Annotated in this window: 13 protein-coding genes; 6 read left to right on the top strand and 7 right to left on the bottom strand. The window is 62.5% G+C overall.

Annotation, left to right across the window (positions count from 1 at the left end; genetic code table 11):
* Positions 1 to 10 precede the first annotated feature (10 nt).
* Positions 11 to 1,546, bottom strand: a complete 1,536-nt coding sequence (gene pdxR / locus P0D96_RS13660) for a MocR-like pyridoxine biosynthesis transcription factor PdxR (protein ID WP_408313832.1) — start codon at positions 1,544 to 1,546, stop codon at positions 11 to 13.
* Between the two features lie 136 nt (positions 1,547 to 1,682).
* Between pdxR and P0D96_RS13665 the strand changes: the two genes are divergently transcribed.
* The 4 genes from P0D96_RS13665 to P0D96_RS13680 all read left to right on the top strand — a co-directional run bounded on the left by P0D96_RS13665 (position 1,683) and on the right by P0D96_RS13680 (position 4,684).
* Positions 1,683 to 2,420, top strand: a complete 738-nt coding sequence (locus P0D96_RS13665; protein ID WP_408313833.1) for an NAD-dependent epimerase/dehydratase family protein — start codon at positions 1,683 to 1,685, stop codon at positions 2,418 to 2,420.
* Entirely contained in the window at positions 2,417 to 2,935 is a 519-nt protein-coding gene (locus P0D96_RS13670; RefSeq protein ID WP_408313834.1) for a cupin domain-containing protein, read from the top strand. The genes P0D96_RS13665 and P0D96_RS13670 overlap by 4 nt, the downstream gene beginning before the upstream one ends.
* 310 nt (positions 2,936 to 3,245) lie before the next feature.
* Positions 3,246 to 3,908: a phasin family protein gene (locus P0D96_RS13675; RefSeq protein WP_408313836.1), complete on the top strand. Its 663-nt coding sequence runs from the start codon at positions 3,246 to 3,248 to the stop codon at positions 3,906 to 3,908.
* Positions 3,909 to 4,396: 488 nt separating this feature from the next.
* Positions 4,397 to 4,684 carry a hypothetical protein gene (locus P0D96_RS13680; RefSeq protein WP_132381713.1) on the top strand — a complete coding sequence of 96 codons (288 nt, stop codon included), beginning with the start codon at positions 4,397 to 4,399 and terminating at the stop codon, positions 4,682 to 4,684.
* Between the two features lie 84 nt (positions 4,685 to 4,768).
* Here P0D96_RS13680 and hmpA read toward each other — a convergent pair whose 3' ends face one another.
* Positions 4,769 to 5,950 (bottom strand): NO-inducible flavohemoprotein, encoded by a 1,182-nt coding sequence (gene hmpA / locus P0D96_RS13685; protein WP_408177764.1) that lies wholly within the window; start codon positions 5,948 to 5,950, stop codon positions 4,769 to 4,771.
* Positions 5,951 to 6,062: 112 nt separating this feature from the next.
* Between hmpA and norR the strand changes: the two genes are divergently transcribed.
* Positions 6,063 to 7,655 carry a nitric oxide reductase transcriptional regulator NorR gene (gene norR / locus P0D96_RS13690; RefSeq protein ID WP_408313964.1) on the top strand — a complete coding sequence of 531 codons (1,593 nt, stop codon included), beginning with the start codon at positions 6,063 to 6,065 and terminating at the stop codon, positions 7,653 to 7,655.
* Between the two features lie 73 nt (positions 7,656 to 7,728).
* Here norR and P0D96_RS13695 read toward each other — a convergent pair whose 3' ends face one another.
* From P0D96_RS13695 to P0D96_RS13715, 5 genes are all read right to left on the bottom strand, one after another.
* Positions 7,729 to 8,412 (bottom strand): glutathione S-transferase family protein, encoded by a 684-nt coding sequence (locus P0D96_RS13695; RefSeq protein WP_408313838.1) that lies wholly within the window; start codon positions 8,410 to 8,412, stop codon positions 7,729 to 7,731.
* Positions 8,413 to 8,816: 404 nt separating this feature from the next.
* Entirely contained in the window at positions 8,817 to 9,107 is a 291-nt protein-coding gene (locus P0D96_RS13700; protein ID WP_132381719.1) for a hypothetical protein, read from the bottom strand.
* Between the two features lie 195 nt (positions 9,108 to 9,302).
* The gene (locus P0D96_RS13705; protein ID WP_408177767.1) at positions 9,303 to 10,955 is read right to left on the bottom strand and encodes an FAD-dependent oxidoreductase; all 1,653 of its coding nucleotides are present in this window, start codon (positions 10,953 to 10,955) and stop codon (positions 9,303 to 9,305) included.
* A gap of 318 nt (positions 10,956 to 11,273) precedes the next feature.
* A complete protein-coding gene (locus P0D96_RS13710; protein ID WP_408313840.1) occupies positions 11,274 to 11,909 on the bottom strand; it encodes a hypothetical protein in 636 nt (211 codons plus the stop codon).
* A gap of 146 nt (positions 11,910 to 12,055) precedes the next feature.
* Positions 12,056 to 13,060, bottom strand: coding sequence for an aliphatic sulfonate ABC transporter substrate-binding protein (locus P0D96_RS13715; RefSeq protein WP_408313842.1), 1,005 nt, complete (start codon positions 13,058 to 13,060; stop codon positions 12,056 to 12,058).
* A 272-nt stretch (positions 13,061 to 13,332) separates the two neighbouring features.
* On the opposite strand from P0D96_RS13715, the gene P0D96_RS13720 reads away from it, so the two are divergent.
* Positions 13,333 to 14,328 carry an ABC transporter substrate-binding protein gene (locus P0D96_RS13720; protein ID WP_408286562.1) on the top strand — a complete coding sequence of 332 codons (996 nt, stop codon included), beginning with the start codon at positions 13,333 to 13,335 and terminating at the stop codon, positions 14,326 to 14,328.
* Positions 14,329 to 14,379 lie beyond the last annotated feature (51 nt).

Raw genomic sequence — 14,379 nt, forward strand, 5'->3', positions numbered from 1 at the left:
CCGCGCTGGTTCATCGCGAACGGCGCGTCAACGCTCGAGCAAGAGCGATCACCCCCGACTCTATTTCCTCGACACCGATCGACGCAAAACCGAGCACGAGCCCCGGCGGCGCGGGATGGTCGATCGCGTACAGCGATAGCGGGCGCGTCTCGATGCCTTCGCGTGCCGCACGCCGCGCCGCGTCGGCGTCGTCCGCGCCTCTGGGCAGAAAGGCGGGCGCATCGAGTCCCGCCACGATCGGCGCAAGCGCGAGCAAGCCCGAGAGATGCCGCTCGACCGCCGACGTCAGCGCCTCGGCCCGCTCGCCATAGAGCATGCGCATGCGTCGTATGTGCCGGCCGAAATGACCGTCGGCGATGAAGTCGTGCAACACTGATTGTTGATCGGTTGGAACATGCCGCGCCGTCGAGGACAGCGCGGCCACGAATGGCTCGACCAACCGGTCGGGCAGAATCGCATACGCCGTCCTCAAAGCGGGAAACAGCAGCTTGCTGAAGGTGCCGCAGTAGATCACGTGTCCGTGGTCGTCGAGGCTCTTCATCGCGGCAAGCGGGTGGCCTTCGAAGCGGTACTCGCTGTCGTAGTCGTCTTCGATGATGACGGCGCCTCGATCCCGTGCCCACTCGAGCAACGATAGACGCCGTTCGAGCGCGAGCGGCGGACCCAGCGGCGCCTGGCGCCCGGCGGTGACAAAAGCCAGACGCGCTGTTGCGGCGTGCAGACGGGCCCATGACACATCGACGCCGGCCGCGTCGACCGGCACGCCGATCACCCGGGCGCCCGCCGCTTCGAGTACGAAACGGGCGCCGGGGTAACCTGGGTCTTCCGTCCACGCGCTGTCCCCCGGATCGAGCAGGAGGCGCGCGGTCAAATCGATTGCCTGCTGAACGCTGCCCAACACGACGACGTTGTCCGCCGAACATCGAATACCGCGCGACGGACCGACATAAGCGGCGATCACTTCGCGCAGCGGCCGATACCCTTGCGCCTCGCCATCGCCGAGCAGATCCCGCTGCGCGCGACGCACCCGGTTGGCCGCGAGCCGCGCCCACAATTCGAATGGAAACGCATCGAGATCGGGCTGGCTGGCGCGAAACGCGCGCGCAGGGCGCGTGCGGCCGCTGAGTTGAAACGCGCTCCGCGCGAGCAAACGGCCACGCGCCGATAACTCGACAACTGGCGGCTGCGTGCCGCTATCGCCGTCATGATGACGCTCGCGGGCGAGCGGCCGGCCATCGCGCTTTCTGGGCGACGTCCGCTCGCCGCTGTCGATGCGCCGGTCCGGCAGTTCAGCCGCAACAAAACTGCCACGTCCCACGGCGCCCGACAGATACCCTTCCGCGTCGAGTTGCGCGAAAACGCCCAGCACCGTTCCGCGCGACAGTCGAAATCGTGTTGCGAGATCGCGCGTGGAAGGCAGGCGCGCGCCCGGCGGCAACGTCCCCGACAAGATCGCCTTGCGCAACTCGTCATAGAGCCAGCGGTGAAGCGGCGCGCCTTCCGGCCTGGGCGCTAGTGCAAGTTCAATCTGTTCAGCTCGCCGCACGCTCTTCCTCGTCAAATTGGCTCAATCAATTTCAGAATAATGGACCTTTTTGATGACCATTCACAGCCTTATGCTGGGGTCATTGGAAACGCGGCATGTCGCCGACTTTCGCGTAATGACTGATGGGAGAAAGGAAATGGCACACAAGGTGTTTGTCGCCGGAGTAACGGGCGCCATTGGAAGCGCGCTTGCGCCGCTGCTGATCGACGCGGGCTATGCGGTGTTCGGCGGCACGCGGCGGGCGGACCGCGCGAGAGAACTTGAGGACGCGGGCGTGGTGCCGGTCATCGTCGATGTATTCGATGCGGCCGCGCTGCGTGACGCGCTCATACGCATCGCCCCGGTCAGCGTGATTCATCAATTGACCGATTTGCCGCCCGGGCTCGACCCTGCTCGAATGGCTCAGGCGGTGACGGCCAACGCGCGGATACGCGACGAGGGTACGCGCAACCTGGTGGCCGCGGCGATCGCGGCGGGCAGCAGCAAGATGATTGCGCAAAGCATTGCATGGGCGTACCGGCCGGGAACGACGCCTTACGACGAAAGCTGCCCGCTCGACGTCGATGCGCAGGGCGCGCGCGGCACGAGCGTGCGTGGCGTCGCGGCGCTCGAGCGGCACGTGCTGGAAGCGGCGTCGCTGAACGGCACGGTGCTTCGCTATGGACAGATTTACGGACCCGGCACAGGCGCCGATGCCCCGGCGGGTTCAAGTCCGTTGCATGTCGAAGCGGCGGCCTATGCGGCCTTGCTTGCGCTTCAGCGGGGCAACGCCGGCGTGTACAACGTCGCGCAAGACGCAGCCGAAGTGACCAGCGCGAAGGCGCGCCGTGAGTTGGATTGGTCGCCGGATATGCGATCGGCGGCGCGCGTATGAATCCGCTGACGCTGACTCTGCCGCGTCTCGCGCGCAAGCCCGCCATGCTCGCGCTGGCCACGACGACGATGCTGGCGCTCGGCCCGTCGGCGCCTCGTTCGGCCATCGACTGGTTCGCTGGCATCTGCGGCGTCGATCCGTTGATGTCCAACGCATCGACGCATACCGGCGCAGCGAGCCGGCCTGCATCGACCGTGAAAGTGCTGTCGTGCGAAGCGCTGCCCAACGTGCCGGGCAAGTCGGTGACGACGGCCATCGTCGACTTTCCGCCGCTCGGCTTTACGCCCGCGCATCGTCACCCTGGTTCAGTGACGGCGGTCGTGCTGGAAGGGACGATCCGCTCGCAACTGCAAGGTGGGCCGCCCGTCGACTACGCGGTTGCACAGACCTGGTTCGAGCCGCCGCGCGCGCTCCATCTATTCGCCGAGAATCCTGATGCGGTGCATCCGGCGAAGATACTGGCGACATTCATCGCTGATACCAATTGCGGTCCGCTGGTATTGCCGCCGGACTAAGTCCGGCGGTCTCTCACTGCCGATTGGTTGTAAATCCACATCACATTTCTGTCCTTTCTCTAAGCGATAGACGGTCGCATACACATGCATTTGACCGTCTATCGCACATCTGCTCATGCACTCCGTAGCGCGCTTACGGACAGGGCGTCCCATGCTGTGTCCCATAGGTCGGCCTGTACGCTCAAATCGCGAATATTCCACTGATCTTTCGACGATCAGAGCCGCGCCTTTATTCAGTCAAAACCATACCGTCACCCGAGGGTAATTACTTACAAAAGAGTGCGCCAGATGCAGATTTAACAAAGTTAGAATGTTTCATCTAATGCTGCATCGCAGAACGATTCGAGCGAATTGGTGCAAGCCGACGAGTCGACAATCTGCGTGCGTCTCGACTGGTTTCGCATACCTCTTGTCTGAGCAATGTGAACGTTTAAAGAAGGAGTGCAGAGTGTATTTTTCGACGCCAGAGCAATTCGTCTCCATCCAAAGTGCCAATGTCGCTGTCGCGTTTTCGTTGGCGCAGCAAACATTCCAGTATTTTGAAGAGCTGGCTAAGTTGAACCTGCAGGCGGCCAAGGCCACGTTCGCGGAGAGCGAACGGGCATGGCAGATGGCGGTGTCGGGTAAGACGCCGGTCGAACTGTTTATTCATCAGGCCAGCAACGCGCAACCCGTCGCGCAGAAAGTACTGTCTTACAACAGTCACGTGCTTGAAATCACCAACGCCGCACAGGCCGAATTTCTGAAGATTTTCGAAGACCGGTTTGCACAGTCCAACACGAAAATGCAGACGGTTTTCGACGACTTCGCGCGCAATGCGCCCACAGGCTCCGAACTCGCGGTCACCGCGTTCAAGTCGGCGGTTTCCAGTGCGGGCGCTGCCTACGACGCGATGCGCAAAGCCACCGCGCAAGCCATTGGCTTGGCGCAGGCCAGTCAGTTGACGGCACCTGACTCGGCGCGGGCCAAATAAGGCAATTCAGCCAACAGCAATGCTCAGGCAGCCTGGAGCAAACGCTCCAGGGCTGTTGTTTCGCTTTCCTCCAAGCAGGACGGATCGGTCGATTCGGAAACGAAATGGGTATCGCATTGCTTGCCAACTCGTTCGAAGGGCGATCCGAAGGCGCTTAAAAAAAGTCAGCCGGGAATGTAATGGGAAGTCACGCTTCTTATAAGAACGATCTCTCGCACATTGAAACGATAGTCACAACGCTGGAGAGATTGCTTTCAAAAGGTGATTCGATGGCGTGCACGTCGGTAGTCAATGAGCCGGATTATTGGCGTCAGCGCATCGAGACGATACTGAATCAGCGCGAGATTTCAAAGGTCGATCGGGAGCATGCTGACGCCTTGCTCAGGCGCTTGAGCGGGATCATCAAGATGCCTTAATAAGGCGGCAGAATCGAATAAACATCTGAAGGCCGCGAGCAACGCGGCTCAGTCAATATAAAAGGGTACGACATGACCAGTGAATCTTCTGAGAGCGGTTTGCAGGTGCTGTCGTCGCAAACCTCGGGCCGTCATCGACTCGTGGTGCGCGCGGCGCTTCACGGTATGCGCATTGCCGCAATCTGGCAGGTGCTATTTCCCTTCTCCCGCAACGTCGAGACCGTCGCTGTGACGACGCCTCCCGGCAGCGGGTTTGAAGAAGTCACGATCGCGCTGGCTCAAGCGCAACGCGAGTTGGTGGATGCCATGATCGCGCGCTTCAAGAGCATGTCCTGGGTGACGAGCGCAACGCTTTGCTGAAGGCGTAAGTGACTGCAACGCGACCGACAGTTGCATGCAAATAGCCGGCTCCGGCTATTTGCACGTCGACCGCGACCCGCGTCTTTATTCCAGTGCGGAAGCCGGACCAAAAAATTCATAACGGCTTTGTGACTCCGGCACGCCGATCGTTTTCAGGTGCTTCTTGATGGCCTTCATGAACGCGATCGGTCCGAGGAAATAGACATCGACGTCGCGCGTCTTGGGCAGCCACGCGTCGAGGCGCGTTTCGTCGAGATAGCCGATGCCGTGCGCGTCGGCATCTTCCGCGCGGCGCTGCTCATAGCAGTAGAAACGCTTCAATTTCGGATGCCGCGCGGCCAACTGGTCGATCAAGTCGCGAAACGCATGCACGCCGCCGTGACGCGCCGAGTGAATGAAGTGCACAGGGCGGTCGGTCTTCAGCGCGGCTTGCAGCATCGCCAGCGTAGGCGTGATGCCCACGCCGCCGCTGATCAGCACCAACGGCTTGTCGCTGTCTTCGAGCTTGAAGTCGCCAGCCGGTGCGAACAGTTCCACCGCGTCGTTTTCATTGACCTGCGTATGCAGATGGTTCGACACCTTGCCATTCGGTTCGCGCTTCACGCTGATACGGTATTCGCGGCCGTTCGACATGGCCGAGAGCGAGTAATTACGGCGCACTTCCTCGCCGTCGATAACGAGCCGCACGCCGATGTATTGCCCCGGATGAAACGCGAGCAGCTCGCCGTTGTCGTCGGGGCGCAGATAGAACGACGTGATCTCGTCGCTTTCCCGCACTTTACGGGCGACACGAAAGAGCCGCGTGCCGCGCCAGCCGCCCGGCTCCGCTTCCCGCTCGGCGTACATTTTCTCTTCAAGGCCGCTCAACAGATCGGCGAGTTGCTGATAGGCGGCGGCCCAAGCTTCAATGACCGCATCGGTTGCGATTTCGGCGCCGAGCACTTCGCGGATGGATTTGAGCAGGCACTGCCCGACAATCGGATAATGCTCCGGCAGGATATTCAGCGCGACGTGCTTGTTGATGATCTGCGAGACCAGCCCGCCAAGTTGTTCGAGTTGATCGATGTGACGTGCGTACATCAGCACGCCGTTGGCCAGCGCACGCTGCTGCGCGCCGCTCGCCTGGTTGGCGAGGTTGAACATGGGACGCACTTCCGGATGTTCGCTGATCAGCATGTCGTAGAAGTGCGTGGTCAGCGCCTCGCCTCCGCTTTCGAGAAGAGGAACGGTGGCTTTGACGATGGCGCGGTGTTCGGCGGAAAGCATAGGAAGTCCTGGTTGTTGGTGGATATCCAGTCGGGCTTCGACTGACGTGTTTGTCTATCCATGTTTCGTGCCAGGTATAAAATGCAAATAAATCAACGATCTGAATTTCATGATGGTCAATTCGACCTTAGTCGAAAAGACTCCTGACGGAGTCAATCTGACTGCAGAAGCGCTCCTCGACGTCCTGACGCCGCTGATCCTCGACCTCTCGCGTGACCTGTCCGACCGCGAGCGTTACCGCCGTCTGCTCAGCAGCCTGCGCGCGCTGTTTCCCGGCGACGCGGCCGCGCTATTGCGTCTGGAGGGCGACACGCTGGTGCCGCTCGCCATCGACGGATTGAGCAGCGACACGCTTGGGCGGCGCTTTCGTGTCGGCGACCACCCGCGCTTCGAGCAACTTCTGTCGCGGCCGGAGCCGACCCGCTTCGCCGCGGACTCCGATCTGCCCGATCCCTACGACGGCCTCGTTCAAGGCGTGGCTGGTCATCTCGAAGTCCACGATTGCCTCGGCTGTCCGCTGTTCGTGCGCGGCCGGCCGTGGGGTTTGCTCACGCTCGATGCGCTGGACCCGGCGCGCTTCGACAGCATCGACATGGCGTCGCTGCGGGCGTTTCTGGGCCTGGCCGCCGCCACGGTGAGCGTCGTCGAGCGAATCGATACGCTCGCGCGCAGCACCGAAGAGGAGCGGCGGCGCGCGGAGGCCTACCGGCAGGCGAGCAGCCAGAGCCGGCGCGAGATGGTCGGCAGCAGCGACGCGCACACGCATCTGATGAAGGAAATCGAGGTCGTCGCCGGCAGCGATCTGACCGTGCTGATCACCGGTGAGACCGGCGTCGGCAAGGAACTCGTGGCCAATGCGATTCACGCGCTCTCGTCGCGGGCGAATAAGCCGCTGATCAGCCTGAACTGCGCCGCGCTGCCGGACACGCTCGTCGAGAGCGAGCTGTTCGGGCATGTGCGGGGCGCGTTCTCCGGCGCGTCGTCGGACCGGCGCGGCAAATTCGAACTGGCGGACGGCGGCACGATTTTTCTCGACGAAGTGGGCGAGCTGCCGCTTCTCGTGCAGGCCAAGCTATTGCGGGTTTTGCAGAACGGCCAGTTGCAGCGCATCGGCTCGGACCACGAACACAAGGTCGACGTGCGGCTGATCGCCGCAACGAATCGCGATCTGGCTGAAGAGGTCCGCACGGGGCGGTTCCGCGCGGACTTCTATCATCGGCTCAGCGTCTATCCGTTACGCGTGCCGCCGTTGCGCGAACGTGGCCGCGATGTGTTGCTGCTGGCGGGGTTTTTCCTCGAAGAGAATCGCTCGCGGCTCGGCCTGCTGAGCCTGCGTCTCGCGGCGGATGCGCAAGCCATGCTGCTGCGTTATCCGTGGCCGGGGAACGTGCGTGAACTTGAACACCTGATCGGCCGAAGCGCGCTCAAGGCACTGGCTGCGAATCGCGAGCGCCGTCGGATCCTGACGTTGACGGCTGCCGACTTCGCGCTATCGGCCGCACCGGCTGAAGACACAAGTCAGACGCCAGGCGAAACAACTGAAAGCGGAACGAAGGATTTTCGCAGTGCGGTCACTGAGTTCGAGCGAACCACCGTTCTCGACGCGTTGTCTCGCCACAACCAGAATTGGGCGGCCGTCGCGCGCGAGCTCGGTCTTGATCGGGCGAATCTGAACCGGTTGGCCAAACGGCTTGGCCTCAAATGACCGGCAACGCAATTCGCCGCGCAACCGCTGCAAGATGGCAGCGCGTCGCGCGGCACGACTAACGGGTAGACGTTTAAGCGGCTACGTCTTCGTTTTGCGGAAATAGCGCGCGACGTGTCTCTTCGTCGAACTCGGCTTTCAGCGTCAGCTTGTCCTTCAACGCTTGTGCGCGCGCCGCGGCCGGACGCGCGGAGATTTCGTCCACGACGCGCTTCACGTTCGGATACGCGCTCAGACCCGCTTCACCGAGAATGTAGCCGGCGAAGCTAGCCCAGCCCCACAGCGCGATATCGGCGACGGAATAAGTATCGCCGGCCAGATACTTCGACGTCGCGAGGCGCTCGTCCAGCACGCGATAGTGGCGCTCCACTTCCTTCAGATAGCGATTGCGCGCATAGGGCAGCGGCGCCGGCGCGTGATGCAGAAAGTGCACCGCCTGGCCCGAGAAGGGCGACAGTCCGGTCGCGACGAACATCAGCCACGACAAGGCCTGTGCGCGTTCGCCAGCCAATGCCGGCAGGAACCGTTCATGTTTCGTCGCGAGGTGCAGCAGGATGGCGTGCGAATCGAACACGGTCACGCCGTCGTCGGTAATCGCCGGGACTTTTGCGTTCGCGTTGATGCGGAGAAACTCGGGGCGATGTTGTTCGCCCTTGAATGTGTCGACCGCGATCAGTTCGAACGGGGTTTGCAGTTCTTCGAGCATCAACGCGACTTTCATCGGGTTCGGCGAGGGGTGGAAGTAAAACTTCAGCATGACGATCTCCATGGAATAAGGGGCAGGGCAGATGACGACCGGGCGGCACAGCGCCGCTCGGATTCATGCCGCGGTGGCTGCCCGGTCGTTGCGACCTGTGGTGATGATGGGCTGCCGGGCCGCTTTTGCCGTACGACTATTCCGATGAGAACGTTCGAACGATTCGCACGTGTTGTCACGAACGAATCGCGATCGCCTTGCTTGCCGTTACTCCGCGATCGAAAAGCGCGACGGGCGCTTTTGCGGTGCCTTGGTCGGACGCTCAACGCGCGAGGTAGCGCCGCGAATGAAAAGAATTGCGCAAAAGGCCACCATGGCCCAAATGCAGAGAATTACCGTCAGAGCGCTCATTTCAGTTTTCAGATGTAGAGACTGCGATTGGTGCTGTCCGACCTGCGGGCCGGTCAGTGTGTCGTATGCGGGCCGCTGCCGTCAAACAGAAGCTCGTCGATCAGGCGCGTGGCGAGTGCCAGTTGCTGTTCGAGCGACGCACGCGCCGCTTCCGCGCCTGCCGCGTCGCCACGGGCGGCGGCGTCGTAAGTCTGCGTCGCGAGGCACAGCACACTCTCCGACGCGAGGTGCAACCCGCGCATCGTTTCGGCGTCGGCGTCTGGCACCGGGCTGGTCCATTCTGTCGTCGAAGCGGCCGGCAGGCTGATTTCGAACTCGTTATCTTTATCGTGGCGGGTAGACATCGCAGGCTCCTTGCGCAATTGGCACGATGTCAGTGTGCGCCGGTGTTTCTGGTTTCAATCGGGCGAATAGAAGCCTGTTTTTTAGTCAATCCTCGATGATTGGGAAGTCGAAGTATTCAGCTGAAGAATAGGCCTGCGGCGCGGCCGCCGGCGCGCTTTTGCAAGCGGGCAGAAGCGTTGCCGCGCGATCCAGCGCTATCGCGCGTCTTGCTGCAGATATTTGTGGGCAAACGCGATTGCCATGCTGCCCTCGCCGACCGCGGAAGCCACGCGTTTGACCGGACTCAGCCGTACATCGCCGCAGGCAAACACGCCGGGCACGCTCGATTCGAGCAGGTAGGGATCCCGGTCATGGGACCAGCGTCCGGCCTTGACGACGTCGTCGCCGGTGAGCACGTAGCCGCGCGCATCGCGTGCGATTTCCTCGGGCAACCACGCGGTCTCCGCGTCGGCGCCAATGAACACGAACAAGGCCCCGCAATCGTGCCGGCGCACTGCCTCGTTCGACGCATCGCGCACGTCGATCGCCGTCAGATGGGTGTCGCCGTACGCGCCCACGACTTCCGATCGCAGTCGCACCGCGACGTTCGACTTGCCGCGCAGTTGCTCGATCAGATAGCGCGACATGCTCTTGTCGAGCGAATCGCCGCGCAGGACCAGCGTCACCATGCGCGCGTGATTGGCAAAATACAACGCGGCCTGCCCAGCCGAATTGCCGCCGCCGATCAGATACACGTCGAGTCCATGCGTCGCGTTCGCTTCGCTGCGCGACGCGCCGTAGTAAATACCCTTACCAATAAACCGGTCGAAACCTTCGATCGAGAGACGCCGCCACGTGACGCCCGTCGCAAGAATGATCGTTCGCGTCCGGATGATGTCGCCGCCGTCGAGGTGAACGCTGCGCGCCTGCACATCGATCCGGCCGACGGACCGTGTCACCAGAATCTCCGCGCCAAGCCGCCTTGCCTGCTGCAGTGCGCGGCTTGCCAGTTCATCCCCGGAGACACCGTTGGGAAAGCCGAGGTAGTTCTCGATACGCGAAGAGGTGCCGGCCTGTCCGCCGGGCGCTTCACGCTCCAGCACGATAGTGCGCAAGCCTTCCGATGCGCCGTACACCGCCGCGGCGAGCCCAGCCGGGCCACCGCCGATGATCATCGTGTCGTATTCGGCGAGGCGAGGCTGCGTCTGCAGACCCAGCAGCCCGGCAAGCTCGCGCGCCTCAGGCCGGTTCAACACCGTGCCGTCGACCAGTCGCAACGACGGACACTCTTCCTCTGTCGGACAGGTTCCGGGCCAACGCTTGGGCAGTTCGGGCGCGTCGGGCGTCATCCAGTCGTAGCTGATCTGGTTGCGGGCGAGAAAATGCCGCAGCGCCGTACAGGCGTCGTCCCAGCGGCTGCCGACCATGGTGACGCGCGCCTTGGGCGGCTCAGCGGAAAGCCCTTGCAACCCGCCGATGCGTTCGCGAGCGAGGGCGCCCATCTTGAGCGCCACATCCGGCGATGCGGCGGCCAGTACGTAATAACGCTGGGCGTCCACTCGCATCACACGCGACGGTTCCGCCGCGCGGTAAGCGCCCGGAAACGGCGAACTCAGCGCAAGCGGCACTTCGCCGAAGATCGTGCCGGGCAGACGCCAGCCTAGCGTGCGCTCGATACCGTCGAACGTCTTGATGACTTCCATCTTGCCGGTGAGAACGAGATACAGCGCGCGCTCGCCGCCTTCGTGAACCGCGAACTCGCCTGCGCATAGATGAAGGTCCGCGGAGGTGTGCGCGAGATTGTCGAGTTCGTCGTCGGAGAGTGTTGCAAAGAGCGGTACTGTCCGGATGTCGTCGATGGTCAGCATGGCTGTGTCCAAACAGGCAAGGGGGAGTATCAGTCTGTGGGAGATCGTTGCTTGCGACAACGCATACCGCCACTGCGCGAGAGACAGGAGGCAGTCCGAATCAGTATAGGATGTTCGCCTGCCAACTTTATGGCTAACACGTGTCACGGTTTTCGTTGACGCGAGCAAGCGACAGGACATTCAGACTCGTCGGGTAATGTGTTCGACGGCAGAGAGTTGCCAACTTTGAGAGGCACGCGACACCATACTGCCGCATAGTTGATCAGACCACCCGTTGATCGAAAACCAGCAGTCATTCAATTAGTTCGGACTGCAATCTTACTGCGTGCCGCTAGGTGCCGGTCCCTGCGAGGCAGCATTCACCCGTGCGGATTCCCTCACCAGTTCCTGCGTCATCGCGGCGGCGACGGGGTTCGAACCGCGGTGGTCCTGGCTGGTCGGCGCGGCTTGCATCGGCGGCGGCATCGGCAACGACGGATCGGGTTTGGAAGATTCCCTGACGAGTTGCTCCGTCATAGCCGCCGCGACGGCATTCGAGCCATGCCGGGTCAGATCGTCGCGCGCGCGGCCTATCGGCTGCGCGGCGTTTGCCTTCGCGGCGACGGATTCGCGCGTCTCCGCCGATGCGGGCGTGCGGCCCGGCTGTTTATGTCGCGATGCTTGTGGCTGCGCTGCCGTTTGCGCGCCGTTGGCGATGGGGCCAGATTTAGACGGCAACGGTCCGCCCGCTGTCTCGCCCGTGCTGTTCGCGGACGGCGAAGTGGGAACCACGTTACCCGCGGTCACATGCGTGCCGTCCGCTCGCGGATCGACCGCCGCCGTCGTGACGGAGTTGGCCGTTACCGTGTCCGGCGCCGCCTCGGAGCGATTGCCCTTAGGGAGAAGCTGGTAAGAGATGAATCCCACGTCCACCAGAACCAGCGCGATTATCAACGCCTTGCCTGTATTCGTCATATCCAACACCGAGTCGTTCGAGTGAGGTGATCGAATCATGATAATCGACCGCCAAAAAACATTTTGGGCGGCGTTTTGCAATGCGATTTATTCGGTTTTCTCCACGCGTTTTGACACCGTTTTGACATCCCCCGTCAGCTAATCCCTCAGCTACCCGCAGGTTCTCCGCGTTTCGCGCCGAAGTCCCAGCGTTGTGCCTGCGCAGTCTCGACTTTGGCGGGCAACAATCCGGCCTGAAAGAACGTATCCGCAATCTTTTGCTGCTCGCCGAAATTCTGCGCGAGAACCGGGCGCACCAGATAACTGCGGCGCGCATTCGCACGTTCGATCGTGGCGGCGTCGAGTCCCCAGATCGGCGCGAGCGTCTGGGCCGCTTCCTGAGGATGCGCGCGCAGCCAAACGCCTGCTTGGGTCAACTGATCGAACACGATCTGGATAACCTCGGGGTGCGCCGCGGCGAAGCGATTCGACGCGAGATAGTAGCGCTGATACGACGCGAGTCCCTTGCCGTCCGCGAGAATGCGCACGTCCGCGTCGCGATCGACGGATGCGACGTACGGATCCCACGTGATCCACGCATCGACGCTGCCGCGCTCGAAGGCCGCGCGGCCGTCGGCCGGGGTGAGGTAGCTGATTCGCACATCCGCGGGCGTGAGGCCTGCCTTGATGAGCGCCGCAAGCAGCAGATAGTGGCTGCCGGCGGCCTTGGTCACGGCAATGCGCTTGCCCTTGAGATCGGCGAGCGAATGGAGCGCACCGTCCTGTTTGACGATGATCGCCTGCGCGCCCGGCGACGGCGCTTCCTGCGCGACATAGACGAAGCGCGCTTGCGCGGCTTGCGCGAAGATCGGCACCGTGTCGGCGACGTCCGCGCTGAAATCAACAGCCTCGACATTGAGCGCTTCGGTCAAGGGCAGGCCGCTCGAAAACTCATTCCACGACACGCGCACGCCCAGCGGCGCGAGGGCCTTGTCGAGCGACCCGCGCGCCTTGAGCAGCGTGATCAACGTCGATGACTTCTGATAGCCGATCCGCAGCGTAATGGATTCGCCGCTCGCAGCCGATGTTTGCGCGTAGCTGCGCGCCGCGAGCGTAGTCAGCGAGGAAGCCAGCGCGACGCGAATAAAAGCCCGTCTGTTGAGCAGCGCCATGATTCATAGTCCTTGAGTCGAGTCTGAAAAGAAGGCCAATCGGCCATGCTAGCAACGACCCTGTGCGGCGCGAACTGATGGTTTCAGCTAAAGATCGAACGCCAGCGCATAAGCGCATGCGTGCATCGAAAACACAGAGCGAATGAGGCGATCCGCATGCGCCATTAAATGCAAAAGATAAATATTGATTCGATATAAACATATCGAAAGAGAATAATTCTCAGATGCCGTGTTCGTCGCTACGCTTGCGGGCACATCGTCAGCGAGGGCATATGGCCGGTTCTATTTCTACTTCGTTTTCCGCACGGCGGCGCGCACTCAAACTCTTGAGCGCAGTGCCGGCATTCGCCGCATCGGGCGCATTCAATTTACTCGACGTACAGGCTGCCGACCTCGCCTCGGTCACACTCGTACTCGGCGATCAGGCGGGCGGCATGCGTGCTTTGGCCGAAGCGGCCAAGGTGCTCGACGGCGCACCGTACGCGTTTCGCTGGGCCAACTTCCAGGGCGCGGCGCCGCTCTTCGAAGCACAGCGCGCGGGCGCCGTCGATCTCGCGCCGGCCGGCGATTTGCCGGTGCTTGCCGCAGCCGTGGGCGACCCGACGCTGAAGATCGTCGCGACGCGCGTCGGTTCCGGCGAACAACTCGGCATTCTGGTCGCGCAGGACTCGAAGATCCGCACGGTCGCGGACCTGAAGGGGCGCACGGTGTTCGTTTCGTCAGCGCGGGGCAGCATTTCGCAGTTCCAGCTTTATGGCGCGTTAGCCGAAGCCGGTCTTTCGAAAGATGACATCAACGTCCGCTTCATCCTGCCCGTCGATGCGTTTGCCGCATTCGCGTCCGGCTCGATCGACGTGTGGGCCACATTCGATCCGTACTACGGCATCGCCGTGCAACGCGGCGCGCGCATTCTGCGCGACGGCACCGGCATCAATAGCGGGCTGGGTTTCATTACGGCCTCGGGGGCGGCCCTCGCGGAGCCGCGCAAACGCGCGGCGATCGCCGACGTGTTGTTGCGATTCCAGCGCGCGGGCGATTGGGCGCTCGCGAATCCCGACGCCTACGCGCAAATCTACGCGACGCTGACGCGTTCGCCGCTCGATGCCGCGAAGCGCATCACGCAGCGTGCGTCGCTGAAACAGCACTTCGTCAACGAGGCGGATATCAGCGCGCTGCAGAAGGTCGCCGACAGCGCTAATCGCGACGCGATTCTGCCGCGGCGCATCGACGTGCGCGCGATTTCCGACACGCATATCGCGAACGTGTGACGCGCAAGAGCCGATAACCTGGCATGAGCGGGCCGGTGCGTCCGGCGCGCC

The sequence above is a fragment of the Paraburkholderia sp. RL17-347-BIC-D genome (assembly GCF_046027915.1).
Taxonomy (GTDB): Bacteria; Pseudomonadota; Gammaproteobacteria; order Burkholderiales; family Burkholderiaceae; genus Paraburkholderia.

What these genes read in the sequence shown, in the direction of transcription:
- P0D96_RS13670 (WP_408313834.1), top strand. Translation starts at nt 2,417, where the DNA reads ATGAATCCGCTGACGCTGACTCTGCCGCGTCTCGCGCGCAAGCCCGCC.
- P0D96_RS13675 (WP_408313836.1), top strand. Translation starts at nt 3,246, where the DNA reads ATGTTTCATCTAATGCTGCATCGCAGAACGATTCGAGCGAATTGGTGC.
- hmpA (WP_408177764.1), bottom strand. Translation starts at nt 5,950, where the DNA reads ATGCTTTCCGCCGAACACCGCGCCATCGTCAAAGCCACCGTTCCTCTT.
- P0D96_RS13665 (WP_408313833.1), top strand. Translation starts at nt 1,683, where the DNA reads ATGGCACACAAGGTGTTTGTCGCCGGAGTAACGGGCGCCATTGGAAGC.
- P0D96_RS13700 (WP_132381719.1), bottom strand. Translation starts at nt 9,107, where the DNA reads ATGTCTACCCGCCACGATAAAGATAACGAGTTCGAAATCAGCCTGCCG.
- norR (WP_408313964.1), top strand. Translation starts at nt 6,063, where the DNA reads ATGGTCAATTCGACCTTAGTCGAAAAGACTCCTGACGGAGTCAATCTG.
- P0D96_RS13715 (WP_408313842.1), bottom strand. Translation starts at nt 13,060, where the DNA reads ATGGCGCTGCTCAACAGACGGGCTTTTATTCGCGTCGCGCTGGCTTCC.
- P0D96_RS13695 (WP_408313838.1), bottom strand. Translation starts at nt 8,412, where the DNA reads ATGCTGAAGTTTTACTTCCACCCCTCGCCGAACCCGATGAAAGTCGCG.
- P0D96_RS13680 (WP_132381713.1), top strand. Translation starts at nt 4,397, where the DNA reads ATGACCAGTGAATCTTCTGAGAGCGGTTTGCAGGTGCTGTCGTCGCAA.
- P0D96_RS13710 (WP_408313840.1), bottom strand. Translation starts at nt 11,909, where the DNA reads ATGACGAATACAGGCAAGGCGTTGATAATCGCGCTGGTTCTGGTGGAC.
- P0D96_RS13705 (WP_408177767.1), bottom strand. Translation starts at nt 10,955, where the DNA reads ATGCTGACCATCGACGACATCCGGACAGTACCGCTCTTTGCAACACTC.
- P0D96_RS13720 (WP_408286562.1), top strand. Translation starts at nt 13,333, where the DNA reads ATGGCCGGTTCTATTTCTACTTCGTTTTCCGCACGGCGGCGCGCACTC.